Source organism: Enterobacter sp. AN-K1, from assembly GCF_020971765.1.
Taxonomy (GTDB): domain Bacteria; phylum Pseudomonadota; class Gammaproteobacteria; order Enterobacterales; family Enterobacteriaceae; genus Enterobacter; species Enterobacter hormaechei_C.
Map to the genome: position 1 here is coordinate 2,941,123 of NZ_CP087390.1, position 20,137 is coordinate 2,961,259.

At 55.2% G+C, this 20,137-nt stretch carries 18 protein-coding genes, 1 pseudogene and 1 other annotated feature; of the genes and pseudogenes, 15 read left to right on the plus strand and 4 right to left on the minus strand.

Annotated features, from left to right (window positions below):
• Positions 1–310: 310 nt before the first annotated feature.
• The 6 genes from LOC22_RS14075 to LOC22_RS14100 all read left to right on the plus strand — a co-directional run bounded on the left by LOC22_RS14075 (position 311) and on the right by LOC22_RS14100 (position 6,575).
• Complete coding sequence (locus tag LOC22_RS14075; protein WP_017383824.1) at positions 311–997, plus strand: tRNA/rRNA methyltransferase; 687 nt, start codon at positions 311–313, stop codon at positions 995–997.
• Between the two features lie 211 nt (positions 998–1,208).
• Complete coding sequence (gene thrL, locus LOC22_RS14080; protein ID WP_015572623.1) at positions 1,209–1,277, plus strand: thr operon leader peptide; 69 nt, start codon at positions 1,209–1,211, stop codon at positions 1,275–1,277.
• Positions 1,216–1,333, plus strand: a sequence feature (Thr leader region). It overlaps the preceding gene by 62 nt.
• A gap of 24 nt (positions 1,334–1,357) precedes the next feature.
• Positions 1,358–3,820, plus strand: coding sequence for a bifunctional aspartate kinase/homoserine dehydrogenase I (gene thrA / locus LOC22_RS14085; RefSeq protein ID WP_230238983.1), 2,463 nt, complete (start codon positions 1,358–1,360; stop codon positions 3,818–3,820).
• Position 3,821: 1 nt separating this feature from the next.
• Positions 3,822–4,751 carry a homoserine kinase gene (gene thrB, locus LOC22_RS14090; RefSeq protein WP_047726399.1) on the plus strand — a complete coding sequence of 310 codons (930 nt, stop codon included), beginning with the start codon at positions 3,822–3,824 and terminating at the stop codon, positions 4,749–4,751.
• Positions 4,752–4,754: 3 nt separating this feature from the next.
• A complete protein-coding gene (gene thrC, locus LOC22_RS14095; protein WP_015572626.1) occupies positions 4,755–6,041 on the plus strand; it encodes a threonine synthase in 1,287 nt (428 codons plus the stop codon).
• Between the two features lie 246 nt (positions 6,042–6,287).
• Complete coding sequence (locus LOC22_RS14100; protein WP_219378323.1) at positions 6,288–6,575, plus strand: DUF2502 domain-containing protein; 288 nt, start codon at positions 6,288–6,290, stop codon at positions 6,573–6,575.
• Between the two features lie 31 nt (positions 6,576–6,606).
• Here LOC22_RS14100 and yaaA read toward each other — a convergent pair whose 3' ends face one another.
• Positions 6,607–7,380, minus strand: coding sequence for a peroxide stress protein YaaA (gene yaaA, locus LOC22_RS14105; RefSeq protein WP_022650381.1), 774 nt, complete (start codon positions 7,378–7,380; stop codon positions 6,607–6,609).
• A gap of 66 nt (positions 7,381–7,446) precedes the next feature.
• Positions 7,447–8,880, minus strand: coding sequence for an alanine/glycine:cation symporter family protein (locus LOC22_RS14110; protein ID WP_047062444.1), 1,434 nt, complete (start codon positions 8,878–8,880; stop codon positions 7,447–7,449).
• A gap of 262 nt (positions 8,881–9,142) precedes the next feature.
• On the opposite strand from LOC22_RS14110, the gene tal reads away from it, so the two are divergent.
• The 3 genes from tal to LOC22_RS14125 all read left to right on the plus strand — a co-directional run bounded on the left by tal (position 9,143) and on the right by LOC22_RS14125 (position 12,239).
• Positions 9,143–10,096 (plus strand): transaldolase, encoded by a 954-nt coding sequence (gene tal, locus LOC22_RS14115; RefSeq protein ID WP_003856481.1) that lies wholly within the window; start codon positions 9,143–9,145, stop codon positions 10,094–10,096.
• Between the two features lie 110 nt (positions 10,097–10,206).
• Complete coding sequence (mog, locus tag LOC22_RS14120) at positions 10,207–10,794, plus strand: molybdopterin adenylyltransferase (protein ID WP_003856479.1); 588 nt, start codon at positions 10,207–10,209, stop codon at positions 10,792–10,794.
• 122 nt (positions 10,795–10,916) lie between these two features.
• Positions 10,917–12,239 carry an MFS transporter gene (locus LOC22_RS14125; RefSeq protein ID WP_023295901.1) on the plus strand — a complete coding sequence of 441 codons (1,323 nt, stop codon included), beginning with the start codon at positions 10,917–10,919 and terminating at the stop codon, positions 12,237–12,239.
• Here the strand turns inward: LOC22_RS14125 and satP are convergent.
• Complete coding sequence (gene satP, locus LOC22_RS14130) at positions 12,216–12,782, minus strand: acetate uptake transporter (protein WP_003856474.1); 567 nt, start codon at positions 12,780–12,782, stop codon at positions 12,216–12,218. The genes LOC22_RS14125 and satP overlap by 24 nt on opposite strands.
• A gap of 296 nt (positions 12,783–13,078) precedes the next feature.
• Between satP and dnaK the strand changes: the two genes are divergently transcribed.
• From dnaK to nhaR, 4 genes are all read left to right on the plus strand, one after another.
• Positions 13,079–14,992 (plus strand): molecular chaperone DnaK, encoded by a 1,914-nt coding sequence (gene dnaK / locus LOC22_RS14135; RefSeq protein ID WP_006810169.1) that lies wholly within the window; start codon positions 13,079–13,081, stop codon positions 14,990–14,992.
• Between the two features lie 87 nt (positions 14,993–15,079).
• Positions 15,080–16,225: a molecular chaperone DnaJ gene (gene dnaJ, locus LOC22_RS14140; RefSeq protein WP_014830600.1), complete on the plus strand. Its 1,146-nt coding sequence runs from the start codon at positions 15,080–15,082 to the stop codon at positions 16,223–16,225.
• A gap of 172 nt (positions 16,226–16,397) precedes the next feature.
• On the plus strand, positions 16,398–17,573 hold the full coding sequence (gene nhaA, locus LOC22_RS14145; protein ID WP_230238984.1) for a Na+/H+ antiporter NhaA: 1,176 nt from the start codon (positions 16,398–16,400) through the stop codon (positions 17,571–17,573).
• Positions 17,574–17,631: 58 nt separating this feature from the next.
• On the plus strand, positions 17,632–18,531 hold the full coding sequence (gene nhaR / locus LOC22_RS14150) for a transcriptional activator NhaR (protein ID WP_017694543.1): 900 nt from the start codon (positions 17,632–17,634) through the stop codon (positions 18,529–18,531).
• Between the two features lie 58 nt (positions 18,532–18,589).
• On the opposite strand, the gene rpsT is transcribed toward nhaR, so the two are convergent.
• Positions 18,590–18,853, minus strand: coding sequence for a 30S ribosomal protein S20 (gene rpsT, locus LOC22_RS14155; protein WP_003856458.1), 264 nt, complete (start codon positions 18,851–18,853; stop codon positions 18,590–18,592).
• Between the two features lie 115 nt (positions 18,854–18,968).
• Between rpsT and LOC22_RS14160 the strand changes: the two are divergent.
• Positions 18,969–19,174 (plus strand): annotated as a pseudogene (locus tag LOC22_RS14160) (DUF2575 domain-containing protein); the annotation flags it as partial.
• 7 nt (positions 19,175–19,181) lie between these two features.
• On the plus strand, positions 19,182–20,108 hold the full coding sequence (gene ribF / locus LOC22_RS14165) for a bifunctional riboflavin kinase/FAD synthetase (protein ID WP_003856456.1): 927 nt from the start codon (positions 19,182–19,184) through the stop codon (positions 20,106–20,108).
• Positions 20,109–20,137: the final 29 nt, after the last annotated feature.

Below are 20,137 nucleotides of genomic sequence, written 5' to 3' on the forward strand. Positions count from 1 at the left end.
CATCGTAGCTGAATGCTAGCCTTTGTCACAATTTTTCAATAAACCAACTAGTTGCGGACATTGATTGATAAACGGTACGAATCCAATCAGAAAAGAGTATTCATATGGTCATTATCATTACAAAACATAAGGATAATGGACTTCTGTTAACATTCTAACTGATTGTTCAGCCACAAAATAGTTTAGCTTTTTTTAATTGTTATGAAACGCTATTTCGGTGATTTGTGTTGCAAAATTGTAAATTCGTGCTGCGTAATATGTTGAACTGAATCACATTTTTACCTGCTAACTGATTAAAAAGAGAGCGTAAATGCATCTGTCGATTGTGCTGGTGGCACCAGCAAGAGCTGAAAATATTGGCGCTGCGGCGCGTGCCATGAAGACTATGGGGTTTACCGATTTGCGTATTGTGGACAGCACGGCGCATCTGGAGCCTGCTGCGCGCTGGGTGGCGCACGGTTCGGGTGATATTCTCGATAATATAACCACTTACGCTACGCTCGCCGACGCACTCCACGATATTTCGTTTACCGTCGCGACGACCGCGCGCAGCCGGGCTAAGTTTCACTATTACGCCACGCCTGCTGAACTGGTGCCGATGCTGGAAGAGAAAAGCCAGTGGCTGGAGAAAGCCGCGCTGGTGTTTGGGCGAGAAGATTCCGGGCTGACTAACGAAGAGCTGGAGCTGGCTGACGTGCTGACGGGCGCGCCGATGGTGGCGGATTATCCGTCACTCAATCTGGGGCAGGCGGTGATGGTCTATTGCTATCAATTAGCATCCTTAATACAAATTTCTCAGCCACCGGTGACAGTTTCGGATGAAAACCAGCTGGCGGCACTGCGTGTTCGTGCAGATAACCTTCTTGAGCAGTTGGGCGTCGCTGACGATCAAAAAATGGTGGACTGGTTACAGCAGCGCCTGGGGCGTCTTGAGCAGCGCGATACGGCAATGCTGCACCGATTGCTTCATGATATTGAAAAAAAATTAGCCGAGTAAAATAGTGTCATAGGTTTTTATTATGGCCGATCCTGCTGATGTCTGGGGTTGCATCTGGGTTATTCCGATGAAAATAAATCTGCCCGCAGCGGGACGTGAGAATGTCCCGAATTGTGATCGAATTAAAAATTCATTGACTTAAGGGGCTCGATCCTTTAACCCTAAAAGAATAGAGCACAGACAGATAATAATGACAGAGTACACAACATCCATGAAACGCATCAGCATCACCACCATTACTACAACCATCATCATTACCACAGGTAACGATGCGGGCTGACGCGTACAGGAAAAACAGAAAAAAGCCCGCACCTGAACAGTGCGGGCTTTTTTTTCGGCTAAAGGAAATGAGGTAGAACCATGCGAGTGTTGAAGTTCGGCGGTACGTCAGTGGCAAATGCAGAACGTTTTCTGCGTGTTGCCGATATCCTGGAAAGCAACGCCAGGCAGGGGCAGGTTGCCACCGTGCTCTCTGCCCCGGCCAAAATCACGAACCACCTGGTGGCGATGATTGAAAAAACCATCGGTGGTCAGGATGCACTACCGAACATCAGCGACGCCGAGCGTATCTTTGCCGATCTGCTTCAGGGGCTGGCCGACGCCCAGCCTGGTTTCCCGCTGGCGCAGCTGAAAAGCACCGTTGAACTTGAATTTGCCCAGATTAAACACGTTCTTCACGGTATCAGCCTGCTTGGTCAGTGTCCGGACAGCATCAACGCGGCGCTGATTTGCCGGGGTGAAAAACTCTCTATCGCCATCATGGCTGGCGTGCTAGAAGCGCGCGGTCACCACGTGACGGTCATCGATCCGGTTGAAAAACTGCTGGCTGTGGGCCACTACCTTGAATCCACCGTCGACATTGCCGAGTCGACACGCCGTATTGCGGCGAGCAAAATCCCGTCTGACCATATGATCCTGATGGCAGGCTTTACCGCCGGTAACGAGAAGTGCGAACTGGTGGTGCTGGGGCGTAACGGCTCTGACTACTCCGCTGCCGTGCTGGCGGCCTGTTTACGCGCAGACTGTTGTGAGATCTGGACTGACGTCGACGGCGTTTATACCTGCGATCCGCGCCAGGTACCGGACGCCAGGCTGCTGAAGTCGATGTCGTACCAGGAAGCGATGGAGCTTTCCTACTTCGGCGCTAAAGTTCTTCACCCGCGTACCATCTCCCCGATTGCCCAGTTCCAAATCCCCTGCCTGATTAAGAATACCGGTAACCCTCAGGCGCCGGGCACGCTGATTGGCGCCAGCGCGGATGAAGATGACCTGCCGGTGAAAGGCATTTCTAACCTCAATAACATGGCGATGTTCAGCGTCTCCGGCCCGGGGATGAAGGGCATGGTCGGCATGGCGGCACGCGTCTTTGCCGCTATGTCCCGCAACGGGATCTCCGTGGTGCTGATCACGCAGTCTTCTTCCGAATACAGCATCAGCTTCTGCGTTCCGCAGGGTGATTGCCTGCGTGCCCGTCGCGCGCTGGAAGAAGAGTTCTATCTGGAGCTGAAAGAAGAGCTGCTGGAGCCGCTCTCGATTCAGGAGCGTCTGGCGATTATCTCTGTGGTCGGCGACGGCATGCGCACCCTGCGCGGTATCTCCGCCAAATTCTTTGCCGCGCTGGCGCGGGCCAATATTAATATCGTGGCGATTGCCCAGGGCTCATCAGAGCGTTCCATTTCCGTTGTCGTGGATAACGATGACGCCACTACCGGCGTGCGCGTGGTGCATCAGATGCTGTTCAACACCGACCAGGTGATTGAGCTGTTCCTGGTGGGCGTCGGTGGTGTCGGTGGCGCGCTGCTGGAGCAGGTGAAGCGCCAGCAGGAGTGGCTTAAGAAGAAACATATCGATTTGCGCGTTTGCGGCATTGCGAACTCGAAAGCGTTGCTGACTAACGTCCACGGTCTGAATCTGGAAAACTGGCAGGCGGAGCTGGAAGAGGCGAAAGAGCCATTTAACCTGGGCCGCCTGATCCGCCTGGTGAAAGAATATCACCTGCTTAACCCGGTGATTGTTGACTGTACCTCCAGCCAGGCGGTGGCCGATCAGTACGCCGACTTCCTGCGCGAAGGGTTCCACGTGGTGACGCCAAACAAAAAGGCCAACACCTCGTCGATGGATTACTATCATCAACTGCGGCTGGCGGCGAGTAAGTCGCGCCGTAAGTTTCTGTATGACACCAACGTGGGCGCGGGCCTGCCGGTCATCGAGAACCTGCAAAACCTGCTGAACGCGGGCGACGAACTACAGCGTTTCTCCGGCATCCTCTCCGGCTCCCTGTCGTTTATCTTCGGCAAGCTGGACGAAGGGATGAGCTTGTCGGAAGCCACCCGCGCCGCGCGCGAGCTGGGCTACACCGAGCCGGATCCGCGCGACGACCTCTCCGGCATGGACGTGGCGCGTAAGCTGCTGATCCTGGCGCGCGAAACTGGCCGCGAGCTGGAGCTTTCGGATATCGTGATTGAGCCGGTGCTGCCAGCAGAATTTGATGACAGCGGTGACGTCAGCGCCTTTATGGCCAGGTTGCCGCAGCTTGACGACGCCTTTGCCGCACGCGTTGCGAAAGCCCGTGATGAAGGTAAGGTATTGCGCTATGTTGGCAACATTGAAGAAGACGGCGTCTGCCGGGTGAAGATTGCCGAAGTGGATGGCAACGATCCGCTGTACAAGGTGAAAAACGGCGAGAACGCCCTGGCGTTCTACAGCCATTATTATCAGCCACTGCCGCTGGTGCTTCGCGGCTATGGCGCAGGGAATGATGTGACGGCGGCAGGCGTGTTTGCCGATCTGCTGCGTACCCTGTCATGGAAGTTAGGAGTTTAAGATGGTTAAAGTATATGCCCCGGCTTCCAGCGCCAATATGAGCGTCGGATTTGACGTGCTGGGCGCGGCGGTCACGCCGGTGGACGGTTCGCTGCTGGGCGATACGGTTACGGTTGAGGCGGCAGAGCGCTTCAGTCTGAATAACATCGGCCGCTTCGCCAGTAAGCTGCCGTCTGAACCGCGCGAGAATATCGTTTATCAGTGCTGGGAACGCTTCTGTCAGGAGATCGGCAAAAACGTGCCGGTCGCCATGACGCTGGAAAAGAGCATGCCGATTGGTTCGGGGCTGGGCTCGAGCGCCTGCTCGGTGGTCGCCGCGCTGGTGGCGATGAATGAGCATTGCGGCAAGCCGCTGAACAACAGCCGTCTGCTGGCACTGATGGGCGAGCTGGAAGGGCGCATCTCCGGCAGCATTCATTATGATAACGTGGCGCCGTGCTTCCTTGGCGGCATGCAGCTGATGATTGAAGAAAATGGCATCATCAGCCAGCAGGTGCCAGGGTTTGATGAGTGGCTGTGGGTGCTGGCCTATCCGGGCATTAAAGTGTCTACCGCCGAAGCGCGTGCGATCCTGCCAGCGCAGTATCGTCGTCAGGACTGTATCGCCCACGGGCGTCATCTGGCGGGCTTTATTCACGCCTGCTACACCCGTCAGCCGCAGCTGGCGGCGAAACTGATGAAAGACGTCATTGCCGAGCCGTATCGCACGAAGCTGCTGCCGGGCTTTAACGAAGCGCGACAGGCATCCATGGATATCGGCGCACTGGCGTGCGGCATCTCCGGCTCCGGCCCGACGCTGTTCGCCTTATGCGACAAGCCAGACACCGCGCAGCGCGTGGCGGACTGGCTCTCTAAACACTACCTGCAAAATCAGGAAGGCTTTGTTCATATTTGCCGTCTGGACACGGCTGGCGCACGAGTACTGGGATAACGAATGAAACTCTACAACCTTAAAGATCATAACGAGCAGGTCAGCTTCGCGCAGGCGGTAACGCAGGGGCTTGGCAAAAATCAGGGGCTGTTCTTCCCCCACGACCTGCCGGAATTTCAGCTGACCGAAATCGATGAGCTGCTGAAGCAGGACTTTGTCACCCGCAGCACCAAAATTCTGTCTGCCTTTATCGGCGACGAAATCCCGCAGGAGCTGCTCGAAGAGCGCGTGCGTGCGGCGTTTGCTTTCCCGGCGCCGGTGAAGCAGGTGGAGCCTGACGTTGGTTGTCTGGAGCTGTTCCACGGCCCGACGCTGGCGTTCAAAGATTTCGGCGGTCGCTTTATGGCGCAGATGCTGACCCACATCAGCGGCGACAAACCGGTGACCATTCTTACCGCGACTTCAGGCGATACCGGAGCGGCGGTGGCCCATGCGTTCTACGGCCTGAAAAACGTCCGCGTGGTGATCCTCTATCCGAAAGGCAAAATCAGCCCGCTTCAGGAAAAACTGTTCTGCACCCTTGGGGGCAACATTGAAACCGTGGCGATCGACGGCGATTTCGATGCCTGTCAGGCGCTAGTGAAGCAGGCCTTCGATGACGAAGAGCTGAAGGCGGCGCTGGGGCTGAACTCTGCCAACTCCATCAACATCAGCCGTCTGCTGGCGCAGATCTGCTACTACTTCGAAGCGGTGGCGCAGCTGCCGCAGGACGCGCGCAATCAGCTGGTGGTTTCCGTGCCAAGTGGGAACTTCGGCGACCTGACGGCAGGCCTGCTGGCGAAATCACTCGGCCTGCCGGTGAAGCGCTTTATCGCCGCCACCAACGCCAACGACACCGTGCCGCGTTTCCTGAAGGACGGAAAATGGGCGCCGAACGCGACTCAGGCCACGCTCTCCAATGCGATGGATGTGTCACAGCCTAACAACTGGCCGCGTGTGGAAGAGCTGTTCCGCCGTAAGGTCTGGCGTCTGGGCGATCTGGGTTACGCAGCGGTGACGGACGAAACCACTAAAGCCACCATGCGCGAGCTGAAAGCGGTGGGCTATACCTCTGAGCCGCACGCGGCGATTGCCTATCGTGCCCTGCGCGATCAGCTTCAACCGGGTGAGTATGGCCTGTTCCTCGGCACCGCCCATCCGGCCAAGTTCAAAGAGAGCGTGGAAGCGATCCTGGGGGAAACGCTGCCGCTGCCAAAAGAGCTGGCCGATCGCGCCGACCTGCCGCTGCTGTCTCATGAGCTGCCCGCAGACTTTGCCGCGCTGCGTAAGCTGATGATGACCCGAGCGTAAGTTTGTTGCCCGATGGCGGCTACGCCTTACCGGGCCTACAACGGCTCAGAATGTAGGCCGGGTAAGCGCAGCGCCACCCGGCTTTTTTATGGAGAAATTAAGGAGAAAAACAGCAGGAAAAAAGCAGAAATTCCCAATAAATGCGGTCACTTAGCGTTTAGGATTGCAGAGAATAACATCCCCCGTTCCCATCACGTACTCTCCTTATATCGGCCCACGTTGGGCAAGAAGAATAAGGAGTCACCTATGTCTACACTGAAACCTGCACTTATCGCGCTTTCACTGATGCTGGTCGCTCCCATGGCGGTGCAGGCAGCTGAGATCACCCTCGTGCCCGCGGTAAAACTGCAAATTGGCGATCGGGATAATAACGGGCACTACTGGGATGGCGGCCGCTGGCGCGACAATGACTGGTGGAAAGCACACTATGACTGGCGCGATAACCACTGGCGTCCGCACGATGAACATCGCGATCGTGACGATCACCACCGTCATGACGAGCGCCGCCCGGGCCCGGACCGGAAGCACCATTAACACAAACCCCGCCAGCTGGCGGGGTTGTCTTTTATTGCTCGTGACGCTTAAACACCAGCTCGTTTTTTCCTGACGATGCCTCGTCGAAGAAATACCCTTCACTGTTAAAGCCGGTGAGCTGCTCTGGCTTCGTCAGGCGGTTTTGAATGATGAAGCGGCTCATCAGACCGCGCGCTTTTTTGGCGTAGAAGCTGATCACTTTAAATTTGCCGTTTTTCTCGTCGAGGAACACCGGCTTGATAATGTCCGCATCCAGCTTTTTCGGCTTCACCGATTTGAAGTACTCATCGGAGGCCAGGTTGATCACCACGTTGTCCCCCTGGGCTTGCAGCGCCGCGTTAAGCTTGTCGGTAATGACATCGCCCCAGAACTGGTACAGATCTTTGCCTTTGGCGTTTTCCAGGCGGATACCCATCTCCAGACGATACGGCTGCATCAGATCCAGCGGGCGCAGCACCCCGTACAGGCCGGATAACATGCGCAGATGCTGCTGGGCAAAATCGAAATCGGCTTCGCTAAACGTTTCTGCTTGCAGGCCAGTGTAGACGTCACCTTTGAAGGCCAACAGCGCCTGGCGGGCGTTGGCGGGCGTGAAGTCAGGCTGCCACTCATGAAAACGGGTGGCATTCAGGTCGGCGAGTTTATCGCTGATGCTCATCAGCGAAGCGATTTGCGGAGCCGAAAGCTTACGCGCCTCGTGGATCAGCTGTTGCGAGTAGTCCAGCAATTCCGGCTGGGTATAACGCTCAGTGGCGAGCGGGCTCTGGTAGTCGAGCGTTTTGGCAGGTGAAATCAGAATCAGCATATCCAGTCCTTGCAGGAAATTTAGAGCGACTTTAACAAAAAATCGCCCTGAATTGATCGATAGCTGTTATTGCCGCGGCAAATCATCCCAGGTGCCAGGGGCAATTTGTGACTCGATTTCGGGATAGCGTGAGGCGTCAAAGACGGGCTGTACGCCGAGCTTGCGCTGACGCAGATAATCGCGCGCGATCAGCGCCACAACCGGTGAAAGCAGCAAAATGGCCGTCAGGTTCGTGATGGCCATCAGCGCCATAATGACGTCCGCTATTTGCCAGATCATCGGCATGCTGAGCAGGCAACCTACAAACACCATCGCCAGCACGCCCGCGCGAAGGATGTTGCGGGCCAGACGCGAGTCAACTTTCAGGAAGATAAGGTTGTTTTCGGCATAGATATAGTTCACCGCAATGGAACTAAAGGCAAAAAGTCCCACGACAAGTGCGACAAGGCCCGCGCCCCAGCCGCCGACGAGGGAGACCAGCGCCTGTTGTACCCAATGAATGCCTGCCGTACTACCGGACGGTTGTTCAGCGGCACCGGCCAGCAGCATTATCATCGCGCTGGCGGAGCAGATAACAATGGTGTCTGTGAAGACGCCAATCATCTGTACAATGCCCTGCGCGGCGGGATGTGGGGGCCAGGATGCGGCCGCTGCGGCGGCATTCGGCGTGGAGCCCATTCCCGCTTCGTTGGAGAACATACCCCGCTGAAAACCCGCAGTGAGTGCCTGGCTAAGGGTGTAACCCAGCGCGCCGGAAGCCGCTTCGCGCCAGCCGAACGCGCTTTGGAAAATGGTGACGATGACGTTCGGCACCTCGTCGATATGTATCGCGCATACCATCAGGCTGGTGGACACCCACAGCAGCGCCATCAGCGGAACCAGCCACTGCATCAGGCGGGCAACCCCTTTGAGCCCGGTCACAATGGTCAGCAGAGTGAGAAGGGCAAGCGCGCCGCCCGTCAGCCACTCCGGACAATTGAAGGCAAAGCGCAGCGCGTGGGCGACGGAATTTGCCTGAACGGTATTGAAAATAAGGCCATAGGCAATCAGCAAAAAGATCGAGAACAGAACGCCCATCCAGCGCATTCCCAGCCCGCGAGCCATATACCAGGCGGGACCGCCGCGAAACTGACCTTTGCCGTCTTTTTCTTTGTAGAGTTGCGCAAGCGAGCATTCAGCAAAGGAGGTGGCCATACCGATAATCGCCGTCACCCACATCCAGAATACCGCGCCCGGACCGCCCGCGCCGATCGCCAGCGCGACACCGGCCAGGTTACCGCTGCCGACGCGCGCGGCCAGGCTGGTACAGAGCGCCTGAAACGAGGTCAGGCCGCCCGGCTGTGGGGTGACGCTGTTTTTCAGACTTCTGCCAAATTTGCGGATATAGCGAAACTGAATCAGACCGCTGCGCCACATAAACCAGATACCTGCTCCTGAAAGCAGGTATATCATGATCGAACCCCAGAGGACTTCGTTGATAAAGAAAAAGAAATCAGGCACTAACGTCCCTCTTGTTGATGCCAAAGTGAATATGTAAGCGCTACCACTGATTGTGCATGCTGTTACTTAGCAGCCTGTTAATATTCTGAGTTTATCATACTCTGCCTAAGCGCACTGTCTGCGGTTGCGCTGCCTCTCACTCGTGTTATCATCAGGGCAGACCGGTTACATCCCCCTAACAAGTAAACCTGTCATTTTTCCGCTGCTGGCAAGCTGTCGGTAGTGTGAATTATCCAGGGCACGTTAAAAGAGAAACACTATCATGACGGATAAATTGACCTCCCTTCGTCAGTTCACCACTGTCGTCGCTGACACCGGAGATATCGCGGCAATGAAGCTGTACCAGCCGCAGGATGCCACAACCAACCCTTCTCTGATCCTTAACGCCGCGCAGATCCCTGAGTATCGCAAACTGATCGACGAGGCGGTGACCTGGGCAAAAGCACAGAGCAATGACCGCGCGCAGCAGGTTGTGGATGCTACTGACAAACTGGCAGTGAACATCGGTCTGGAAATCCTGAAGCTCGTTCCTGGCCGTATCTCTACCGAAGTTGATGCTCGCCTGTCCTACGACACCGAAGCGTCTATCGCAAAAGCAAAACGCCTGATCAAACTGTACAACGATGCGGGCATCAGCAATGACCGTATCCTGATCAAACTGGCGTCTACCTGGCAGGGCATCCGCGCTGCTGAGCAGCTGGAAAAAGAAGGCATCAACTGTAACCTGACTCTGCTGTTCTCCTTCGCGCAGGCGCGTGCATGTGCCGAAGCTGGCGTATACCTGATTTCTCCGTTCGTGGGCCGTATTCTGGACTGGTACAAAGCCAACACCGACAAGAAAGAGTACGCGGCGTCTGAAGATCCAGGCGTGATTTCAGTGACTGAAATCTACGAATACTACAAACAGCACGGCTATGAGACCGTTGTTATGGGCGCAAGCTTCCGTAACGTCGGCGAAATCATCGAGCTGGCTGGCTGTGACCGCCTGACTATCGCTCCTGCGCTGCTGAAAGAGCTGGCAGAAAGCGAAGGTGCTATCGAGCGTAAACTGTCCTACACCGGCGAAGTGAAAGCACGCCCTGAGCGCATCACCGAGTCCGAGTTCCTGTGGCAGCACAACCAGGATCCAATGGCCGTAGATAAACTGGCGGACGGTATCCGTAAGTTTGCTATCGACCAGGAAAAACTGGAAAAAATGATCGGCGACCTGCTGTAATCATTCTGCGTGACCGGGTTCCCGGTCACGCGTCTTTCCCCCGCCTCTGTCTGAATTTTCTCTCTGCGTGTATCATTCCCTTTAATCAGTACTTTTTGAATGGAATGGATATGAATACCTTACGCATCGGCTTAGTGTCGATTTCTGACCGCGCCTCCAGCGGTGTTTATCAGGATAAAGGCATCCCTGCTCTGGAAGCGTGGCTGGGCAGCGCGCTCACTACCCCGTTTGAGATCCAGACTCGCCTGATCCCGGACGAGCAGCCGATCATCGAGCAAACCCTGTGTGAACTGGTGGATGAGATGAGCTGCCACCTGGTGCTGACGACGGGCGGAACCGGCCCCGCGCGCCGCGATGTAACGCCGGACGCGACGCTGGCTATCGCCGATCGTGAAATGCCGGGCTTCGGTGAGCAGATGCGCCAGATCAGTCTACACTTTGTCCCGACGGCCATTCTTTCCCGTCAGGTCGGGGTGATCCGCAAACAGGCGCTGATCCTGAACCTGCCGGGGCAGCCGAAGTCGATAAAAGAGACGCTGGAAGGGGTAAAAGCCGAGGACGGCAGCGTTATCGTCCACGGTATCTTTGCAAGTGTACCGTATTGTATACAACTGCTTGACGGTCCGTACGTGGAAACTGACGGCAATGTGGTAGCAGCATTTCGCCCTAAAAGCGCTCGCCGCGAAACAATCTCCTGAAATTCTTTAAAATGTGACATTAGCGCCAGCCGCGGTAGCGTGTAAATGGATTTACGATATAGTAATTTTTTCTTTACGATTGCTGTAAAAAATAATCCACAACACATGCACAATGGTTCGCTATGTCACATAACACCCGACCTCTGAATCGACAGGACTACAAAACCCTCACGCTCGCTGCCCTGGGCGGCGCGCTGGAGTTTTACGACTTCATCATCTTTGTCTTCTTCGCCGCCGTTGTGGGGGCGCTGTTTTTCCCGGCGGATATTCCGGAATGGCTGCGTCAGGTACAAACCTTCGGCATTTTCGCTGCCGGCTATCTGGCGCGTCCGCTGGGCGGCATTGTCATGGCGCACTTTGGCGATCTGGTCGGGCGCAAGAAGATGTTTACCCTCAGCATCCTGCTTATGGCCGTGCCGACGCTGGCGATTGGCCTTTTGCCTACCTATGAGTCGATGGGCATTATCGCCCCGTTATTGCTGCTGCTGATGCGTATTCTCCAGGGCGCGGCCATCGGCGGGGAAGTACCGGGCGCCTGGGTGTTTGTCGCTGAACACGTCCCGGTGCGCCGCATCGGCATTGCGTGCGGAACGCTGACCGCAGGGCTGACGATCGGGATCCTGCTTGGCTCCGTGGTTGCAACCATCATCAATACCAGCATGACGCAACAGGCCGTTCACGACTGGGGCTGGCGTATACCGTTCCTGCTGGGCGGGGCGTTTGGGCTGGTGGCAATGTACCTGCGACGCTGGTTGCAGGAGACGCCAATATTTCTGGAAATGCAGCAGCGGAAGGCGCTGGCGCAAGAACTGCCGGTGAAAACCGTAGTAGTGCGGCATAAAAAAGCGGTAGTGGTGTCGATGCTTCTGACCTGGCTGCTGTCTGCGGGGATCGTGGTGGTCATTTTGATGTCGCCGGTCTGGCTGCAAAAACAGTACGGTTTTGCGCCTGCCGTGACGTTACAGGCGAACAGTATCGCGACAATTATGCTCTGCTTTGGTTGTCTGGCCGCCGGGCTGGCGGCGGATCGTTTCGGCGCAAGCGCGACCTTTATTGTCGGCAGTTTGCTTCTGGCCGCGTCGAGCTGGGCATTTTATCATCTTGCGGGCACCCATCCTGAACAGCTGTTCCTGCTATACGGTGTCGTCGGGCTGTGCGTGGGCGTCGTTGGCGCCGTACCGTACGTAATGGTCCGCGCCTTCCCGCCGGAGGTACGCTTCACTGGGATCTCTTTCTCTTATAATGTCTCGTATGCCATTTTCGGTGGGCTGACCCCGATTGTGGTGACGGTGTTGATGGGGGTGTCACCCCTTGCACCTGCGTGGTACGTGCTGGCGTTATCGCTGATGGGACTGGTTTTGGGGGTGTGGCTTCGCCAGTCAGAGGGACGTCGTGCCCGCGACGCGGGCACGACAGAGGGATCAGTGTTTTTCACCAATCGGTAGAATGGTGCGGTCGAACTGCTCGTTCAGCACTTCACCCATGGCCAGGTAGATTGCGCTTGCGCCGCAAACCAGACCTACCCAGCCGGCAACGTGAACGATGCCTTCGTTATCCGCCAGGTGACCGATGGCCAGCAGAGCGAACAGTACGGTCAGGCTCAGGAAGACGAATTGCAGTGCGCGGTTCGCCTTAAGGGTACCGAAGAACATGAACAGGGTGAACACGCCCCACAGTCCCAGGTACACGCCCAGGAAATGGGCGTTTGCCGCCTCTGCCAGGCCCATTTTAGGCATCAGCAGAATTGCGACCAGAGTCAGCCAGAAGGAACCGTAAGAGGTAAAGGCGGTTAAGCCGAAGGTGTTGCCTTTCTTATATTCCAGCAGGCCCGCAAAGATCTGTGCGATACCGCCGTAAAAAATGCCCATCGCCAGGATAATGCCGTCCATCGGGAACATCCCGATATTGTGCAGGTTCAGCAGAATGGTGGTCATGCCAAAACCCATCAGGCCCAGCGGAGCCGGATTAGCCAACTTAGTGTTGCCCATAAGTCCTCAAAAAAATCATCATTAATATGGTGAAATGGTTAAACCCGCGCCAGTTCTACCTGACGGGGCGCGGCATCATAATGGGCGGCATCGACGCCGTCTATGATCTCACCGGGGTGAAATTAAAAAATTTTTTATCCTTCCCCCTTGATGGATGCCGTTGTGACCCCATCTTGTAAGCAACCGCAGTGTGTGGACCTGAAAAAAATCAAATCTGGGCAGTTGAAAAAGCACGTTCTGCCCTTATTACAGGTACACAACCACATGTTGACTGAATTTTTAGTGGAGACGTTTAGATGGGTAAAATTATTGGTATCGACCTGGGTACTACCAACTCTTGTGTAGCGATTATGGATGGCACTACTGCACGTGTGCTGGAGAACGCCGAGGGCGATCGCACCACGCCTTCTATCATTGCTTATACCCAGGATGGTGAAACTCTGGTTGGTCAGCCGGCTAAACGTCAGGCCGTGACAAACCCGCAAAACACCCTGTTTGCGATCAAACGCCTGATTGGCCGCCGCTTCCAGGACGAAGAAGTTCAGCGTGACGTTTCCATCATGCCTTACAAAATCATCGCAGCCGATAACGGCGATGCATGGCTTGATGTGAAAGGCACCAAAACGGCACCTCCGCAGATCTCTGCTGAAGTGCTGAAGAAAATGAAGAAAACTGCGGAAGATTACCTGGGTGAACCGGTAACTGAAGCTGTTATCACCGTACCTGCTTACTTCAACGATGCTCAGCGTCAGGCAACCAAAGATGCTGGCCGTATCGCAGGTCTGGAAGTAAAACGTATCATCAACGAACCAACCGCAGCAGCACTGGCTTACGGTCTGGATAAAGAAGTTGGCAACCGTACTATCGCGGTTTACGACCTGGGTGGTGGTACCTTCGATATCTCTATTATCGAAATCGACGACGTTGACGGCGAAAAAACCTTCGAAGTTCTGGCAACCAATGGTGATACCCACCTGGGTGGTGAAGACTTCGATACCCGTCTGATCAACTACCTCGTTGACGAGTTCAAGAAAGATCAGGGCATTGACCTGCGTAATGACCCGCTGGCCATGCAGCGCCTGAAAGAAGCCGCTGAGAAAGCGAAGATCGAGCTGTCTTCCGCTCAGCAGACCGACGTGAACCTGCCGTACATCACCGCAGACGCGACCGGTCCAAAACACATGAACATCAAAGTGACCCGTGCGAAACTGGAAAGCCTGGTAGAAGACCTGGTGAACCGTTCTATCGAGCCACTGAAAGTTGCATTGCAGGACGCTGGCCTGTCCGTGTCTGACATTCAGGACGTTATCCTGGTAGGTGGTCAGACTCGTATGCCAATGGTTCAGAAGAAAGTGGCTGAGTTCTTTGGTAAAGAGCCACGTAAAGACGTGAACCCGGACGAAGCGGTTGCTATCGGTGCTGCGGTTCAGGGTGGTGTTCTGACGGGTGAAGTAAAAGACGTACTGCTGCTGGACGTTACCCCGCTGTCTCTGGGTATCGAAACCATGGGTGGCGTGATGACTCCGCTCATCAACAAAAACACCACTATCCCGACGAAACACAGCCAGGTGTTCTCTACCGCTGAAGACAACCAGTCTGCGGTAACCATCCATGTGATTCAGGGTGAGCGTAAGCGCGCGGCGGATAACAAATCTCTGGGTCAGTTCAACCTGGACGGTATTAACCCGGCACCACGCGGCATGCCACAGATCGAAGTCACCTTCGACATCGATGCTGACGGTATCCTGCATGTGTCTGCGAAAGACAAAAATAGCGGTAAAGAGCAGAAGATTACCATCAAGGCATCTTCTGGCCTGAACGAAGCGGAAATCGAAAAAATGGTTCGTGATGCCGAAGCTAACGCGGAATCCGACCGTAAGTTCGAAGAGCTGGTTCAGACCCGTAACCAGGGTGACCATCTGCTGCACAGCACCCGTAAGCAGGTTGAAGAAGCGGGCGATAAACTGCCAGCGGAAGACAAAACTGCGATCGAAACTGCACTGAGCGCGCTGGAAACGTCTCTGAAAGGCGAAGACAAAGCGGACATCGAAGCGAAGATGCAGGAGCTGGCACAGGTTTCTCAGAAGCTGATGGAAATCGCTCAGCAGCAGCACGCACAGCAGCAGGCGGGCGCTGATGCTTCCCAGAACAACGCGAAAGACGACGATGTTGTCGACGCTGAGTTCGAAGAAGTGAAAGACAAAAAATAATCGCCCTGATGCAGGGTAAGTAATCGGCACGGGCGTAGGAGAATTCTCCACGCCCGTGCTCGCATGTTAAGGGGCTTAAAAAAACCAATGGCAAAGCAAGACTATTACGAGATTTTAGGCGTTCCGAAAACTGCGGAAGAGCGTGAAATCAAAAAGGCGTATAAGCGCCTGGCCATGAAATTCCACCCTGACCGTAATCAGGGTGACAAAGAGGCTGAAGCCAAATTTAAAGAGATTAAAGAAGCCTACGAAGTCCTGACCGATGCACAAAAACGTGCGGCCTATGATCAGTACGGTCACGCGGCCTTTGAACAGGGCGGCATGGGCGGCGGTGGATTTGGTGGCGGCGGCTTCGGCGGCGGCGCTGATTTCAGCGATATCTTTGGTGATGTATTTGGCGATATCTTCGGCGGCGGACGTGGTCGTCAGCGCGCGGCGCGCGGCGCAGACCTGCGCTACAACATGGAGCTGACGCTTGAAGAAGCGGTTCGCGGCGTCACCAAAGAGATCCGTATTCCGACGCTGGAAGAGTGTGACGTTTGCCACGGCAGCGGCGCGAAAGCGGGGACTCAGCCACAGACCTGCCCAACCTGTCACGGTTCCGGTCAGGTGCAGATGCGCCAGGGCTTCTTCGCGGTGCAGCAGGCCTGTCCGCACTGTCATGGTCGCGGTACGCTGATTAAAGATCCGTGCACCAAATGCCACGGTCACGGTCGCGTGGAGAAAACCAAAACGCTGTCCGTTAAGATCCCGGCAGGCGTGGATACGGGCGACCGCATCCGTCTGGCAGGTGAGGGTGAAGCCGGCGAGCACGGCGCACCGGCAGGCGATCTGTACGTTCAGGTTCAGGTGAAGCAGCACGCCATCTTCGAGCGTGAAGGTAACAACCTGTACTGTGAAGTGCCGATCAACTTTGCGATGGCGGCGCTGGGTGGCGAAATCGAAGTGCCGACGCTGGACGGTCGCGTTAACCTGAAAATCCCTGGCGAAACCCAGACCGGGAAGCTGTTCCGCATGCGCGGCAAAGGCGTTAAATCCGTTCGCGGTGGCGCGCAGGGTGACCTTTTATGCCGCGTGGTCGTGGAAACGCCGGTCGGCCTGAACGATAAGCAGAAACAGCTGCTGAAAGAGCTTCAGGAAAGCTTTGGCGGCCCGACGGGTGAGAAAAACAGTCCGCGCTCCAAAAGCTTCTTCGATGGCGTCAAAAAATTCTTCGACGATTTAACCCGCTAACCCGCTAGCTGGTTACTATCCTTTAAAGCCCGGAAGCAATTCCGGGCTTTTTGTTTATAGCGTTATTCCTCGGTTAAACTGAATATATACCCAATATTAATCTGTTTTTACCGATCTGTTTGCGCTGATATTATGGTTTTACCGAGGTATTGTTGTAAAAGAGAGTTTAAACGTGAAATTACTACACCGTTTCTTTAGCAGTGAGGCATCCGGCGGAGTCATCCTGATTATTGCTGCTGCGGCCGCTATGCTGCTCGCCAATATGGGCATGACGCGCGATCTCTATCACGCATTTCTGGAAACGCCCGTCGAGCTGAAAGTCGGGGCGCTGGAAATTAACAAGAACATGCTGCTGTGGATCAACGATGCGCTGATGGCGGTGTTCTTTCTGCTGGTGGGTCTGGAGGTTAAACGTGAGCTGGTGATCGGTTCGCTTGCCAGCCGTCAGCGCGCGGCGTTTCCGGTGATCGCGGCGATTGGCGGGATGATCGTTCCGGCGTTGCTCTTTCTCGCGTTTGCGTGGCAGGATCCGGTTGCGCGTGACGGCTGGGCGATCCCGGCCGCAACGGATATCGCGTTTGCGCTCGGGGTCTTAGCCTTGCTCGGTAGCCGCGTCCCGGTCGCACTGAAAATTTTCCTGATGGCGCTGGCGATTATCGATGATCTGGGCGCTATCGTGATTATCGCGCTGTTCTACACCAGCGATCTGTCGGTTCTGTCGCTGAGCGTGGCAGCCGTGGCTATTGTGGTGCTGGCCTTGCTGAACGTCTTCAACGTCCGACGTACGGGTATTTATATTCTGGTGGGCATGGTGCTGTGGACGGCGGTGCTGAAGTCTGGCGTGCATGCCACGCTGGCGGGCGTCATCGTTGGCTTCTTTATTCCACTGAAGGAGCAGGACGGCAAATCGCCTGCCAGACAGCTGGAGCATGTGCTTCATCCGTGGGTGGGCTTTATGATCCTGCCGCTGTTTGCGTTTGCCAACGCGGGTGTTTCCCTGGCCGGGGTTACCCTGGACGGACTCACCTCCGTGCTGCCGCTGGGTATCATCGCCGGTCTGTTTATCGGTAAGCCGCTGGGTATCAGCCTGTTCTGCTGGCTGGCGCTGAAGCTGAAGCTGGCGTCATTGCCAAACGGGACCACCTTTAGCCAGATTATGGCCGTCGGCGTGCTGTGCGGTATTGGATTCACCATGTCGATCTTTATCTCGACGCTGGCGTTTGGCGCAAACGCGCTTGAGCTTATCGTCTGGGCAAAACTCGGAATTCTCATCGGGTCATTACTGGCCGCAGTCATTGGTTATACCTTGTTGAAGGTGAAATTGTCCGGACAGGCTGTCCAGGCATAACGGAAAACCGGGAGGAGGGGCTCCTTCTCCCGATACACACTCAGGGAGAGAACACGCGATGTCTCATTTGAATTACAACCATCTTTATTACTTCTGGCACGTTTATAAACAGGGCTCGGTCGTGGGGGCGGCAGAAGCGCTTTACCTGACGCCACAAACCATTACCGGGCAAATCAAAGCCCTGGAAGAGCGGTTACAGGGCAAGTTGTTCAAGCGCAAGGGCCGTGGGATTGAGCCCAGTGAGTTGGGCGAGCTGGTGTTCCGCTATGCGGATAAAATGTTCACCCTGAGCCAGGAGATGCTGGATATCGTCAACTACCGCAAAGAGTCTAACCTGCTTTTTGACGTGGGGGTGGCGGATGCGCTGTCCAAACGGCTGGTGAGTGGCGTGCTGGATGCGGCGGTGGTGGAAGATGAACAGATCCATTTACGCTGCTTTGAGTCCACTCACGAGATGCTGCTGGAACAGCTGAGCCAGCATAAGCTGGATATGATTATTTCGGATTGCCCTATCGATTCCACGCAGCAGGAAGGCTTGTTCTCGGTGAAAATTGGCGAATGCGGCGTCAGTTTCTGGTGCATCAATCCGCCACCGGAAAAACCGTTTCCTGCCTGCCTGGAAGAGCGCCGCTTGCTGGTGCCGGGTCGGAGGTCCATGCTCGGACGGAAGCTGCTGAACTGGTTTAACTCGCAGGGGCTGAACGTAGAAATTCTCGGTGAGTTCGACGATGCGGCGCTGATGAAAGCCTTTGGCGAAGCGCATAACGCTATCTTCGTTGCTCCGACGCTGTACGCGCACGATCTCTATTCAGACGACAAAATAACCGAGATCGGCAGGGTGGATAACGTGATGGAAGAGTATCACGCCATATTCGCCGAAAGGATGATTCAGCACCCGGCGGTGCAGCGAATCTGCAATCGCGACTATTCGGCGCTGTTTACGCCGCCGGTAATCTGAAGACATAAAAAAACCCGCGTTAAGCGGGTTCTTTCAAACAAGCAACAACAAGTGGCGATTAAGCCAGTTTGTTGATCTGCGCGGTCAGGTTTGCTTTATGACGCGCTGCTTTGTTTTTGTGGATCAGACCTTTAGCAGCCTGACGATCCACGATTGGTTGCATTTCGTTAAATGCGTTCTGCGCTGCAGCTTTGTCGCCAGCTTCGATAGCTGCGTATACTTTCTTGATGAAAGTACGCATCATAGAGCGACGGCTTGCATTGTGCTTACGAGCCTTTTCAGACTGAACGGCACGTTTCTTAGCTGATTTGATATTAGCCAAGGTCCAACTCCCAAATATGATCTATGTGGACAATTCAAAGGCCGAGGAATATGCCCTCTATACCTTCTTTTGTCAATGGATTTGTGCAAATAAGCGCCGTTAATGTGGCGACGCTACGTTACGTAGTGATGGCGCAGGATTCTACCAGCTTGTCGTTCGTGAATACAGCTTTTCGGCGTAAAAATCGCAGTTCGCGGACAGATTTTTTTGCTGCGAAAGGTCAGCGTGATGAAATCATACGGCTTTCTGTTTAGCGTGAACAATCGCCGGTTAACCTTAACCGCTGTACAAGGTATACTTTGGCGATTTTCACTGTTTTGAGCCAGTCATGAAGCTGATACGCGGCATACATAATCTCAGTCAAGCCCCGCACGGGTGCGTGCTGACCATTGGTAATTTCGACGGCGTGCATCGTGGGCATCAGGCGCTGTTGCAGGGATTGCGTAAAGAAGGCGAGGCGCGAGGCCTGCCCGTCGTGGTGATGATTTTCGAGCCTCAGCCGCTGGAGCTGTTTGCAGGCGAGAAATCCCCCGCGCGGCTGACGCGTCTGCGTGAGAAGTTACGCTACCTGGCGGAGTCAGGGGTGGACTACGTCCTGTGCGTACGGTTCGACCGTCGTTTTGCCGCGCTGACCGCACAAAATTTTGTCAGCGACCTGTTGGTCAGGCAGCTTGGCGTGCAGTTTCTCGCCGTGGGCGATGATTTCCGCTTTGGCGCTGGTCGTCAGGGCGATTTCTTGTTATTACAGAAGGCTGGCCTGGAGTACGGGTTTGACGTCACCAGCACGATGACCTTCTGTGAGGGCGGCGTGCGCGTCAGCAGCACGGCGGTACGTCAGGCGCTGGCGAACGATGAACTGGACACGGCAGAAACGCTGCTGGGTCACCCGTTCACAATTTCAGGTCGCGTGGTCCATGGCGATGCGCTGGGCCGCACGATAGGTTTCCCGACGGCGAATATACCGCTGCGTCGTCAGGTCTCCCCGGTTAAAGGGGTCTATGCGGTGGAAGTGGCAGGACTGGGCGAGAAGCCTTTCTACGGCGTCGCCAACATTGGCACACGTCCAACGGTTGCCGGTGTGCGTCAACAGTTAGAAGTACACCTGCTGGACGTTGTAATGGACCTGTATGGTCGCCATATAGATGTGATACTGCGTAAAAAAATACGCAATGAACAGCGATTCGCTTCGCTGGATGAACTTAAAGCGCAAATCGCGCGAGATGAATTAACGGCCCGCGAGTTTTTTGGGCTTTAGAACCGGCTTAACTGCCTACGTGATAAATA

Bases quoted from the DNA above. Each gene is read 5' to 3' on its own strand.
- LOC22_RS14075 (WP_017383824.1), top strand. From the start codon at position 311: ATGCATCTGTCGATTGTGCTGGTGGCACCAGCAAGAGCTGAAAATATT.
- thrA (WP_230238983.1), top strand. From the start codon at position 1,358: ATGCGAGTGTTGAAGTTCGGCGGTACGTCAGTGGCAAATGCAGAACGT.
- thrB (WP_047726399.1), top strand. From the start codon at position 3,822: ATGGTTAAAGTATATGCCCCGGCTTCCAGCGCCAATATGAGCGTCGGA.
- thrC (WP_015572626.1), top strand. From the start codon at position 4,755: ATGAAACTCTACAACCTTAAAGATCATAACGAGCAGGTCAGCTTCGCG.
- LOC22_RS14100 (WP_219378323.1), top strand. From the start codon at position 6,288: ATGTCTACACTGAAACCTGCACTTATCGCGCTTTCACTGATGCTGGTC.
- yaaA (WP_022650381.1), bottom strand. From the start codon at position 7,380: ATGCTGATTCTGATTTCACCTGCCAAAACGCTCGACTACCAGAGCCCG.
- tal (WP_003856481.1), top strand. From the start codon at position 9,143: ATGACGGATAAATTGACCTCCCTTCGTCAGTTCACCACTGTCGTCGCT.
- mog (WP_003856479.1), top strand. From the start codon at position 10,207: ATGAATACCTTACGCATCGGCTTAGTGTCGATTTCTGACCGCGCCTCC.
- LOC22_RS14125 (WP_023295901.1), top strand. From the start codon at position 10,917: ATGTCACATAACACCCGACCTCTGAATCGACAGGACTACAAAACCCTC.
- satP (WP_003856474.1), bottom strand. From the start codon at position 12,782: ATGGGCAACACTAAGTTGGCTAATCCGGCTCCGCTGGGCCTGATGGGT.
- dnaK (WP_006810169.1), top strand. From the start codon at position 13,079: ATGGGTAAAATTATTGGTATCGACCTGGGTACTACCAACTCTTGTGTA.
- dnaJ (WP_014830600.1), top strand. From the start codon at position 15,080: ATGGCAAAGCAAGACTATTACGAGATTTTAGGCGTTCCGAAAACTGCG.
- nhaR (WP_017694543.1), top strand. From the start codon at position 17,632: ATGTCTCATTTGAATTACAACCATCTTTATTACTTCTGGCACGTTTAT.
- ribF (WP_003856456.1), top strand. From the start codon at position 19,182: ATGAAGCTGATACGCGGCATACATAATCTCAGTCAAGCCCCGCACGGG.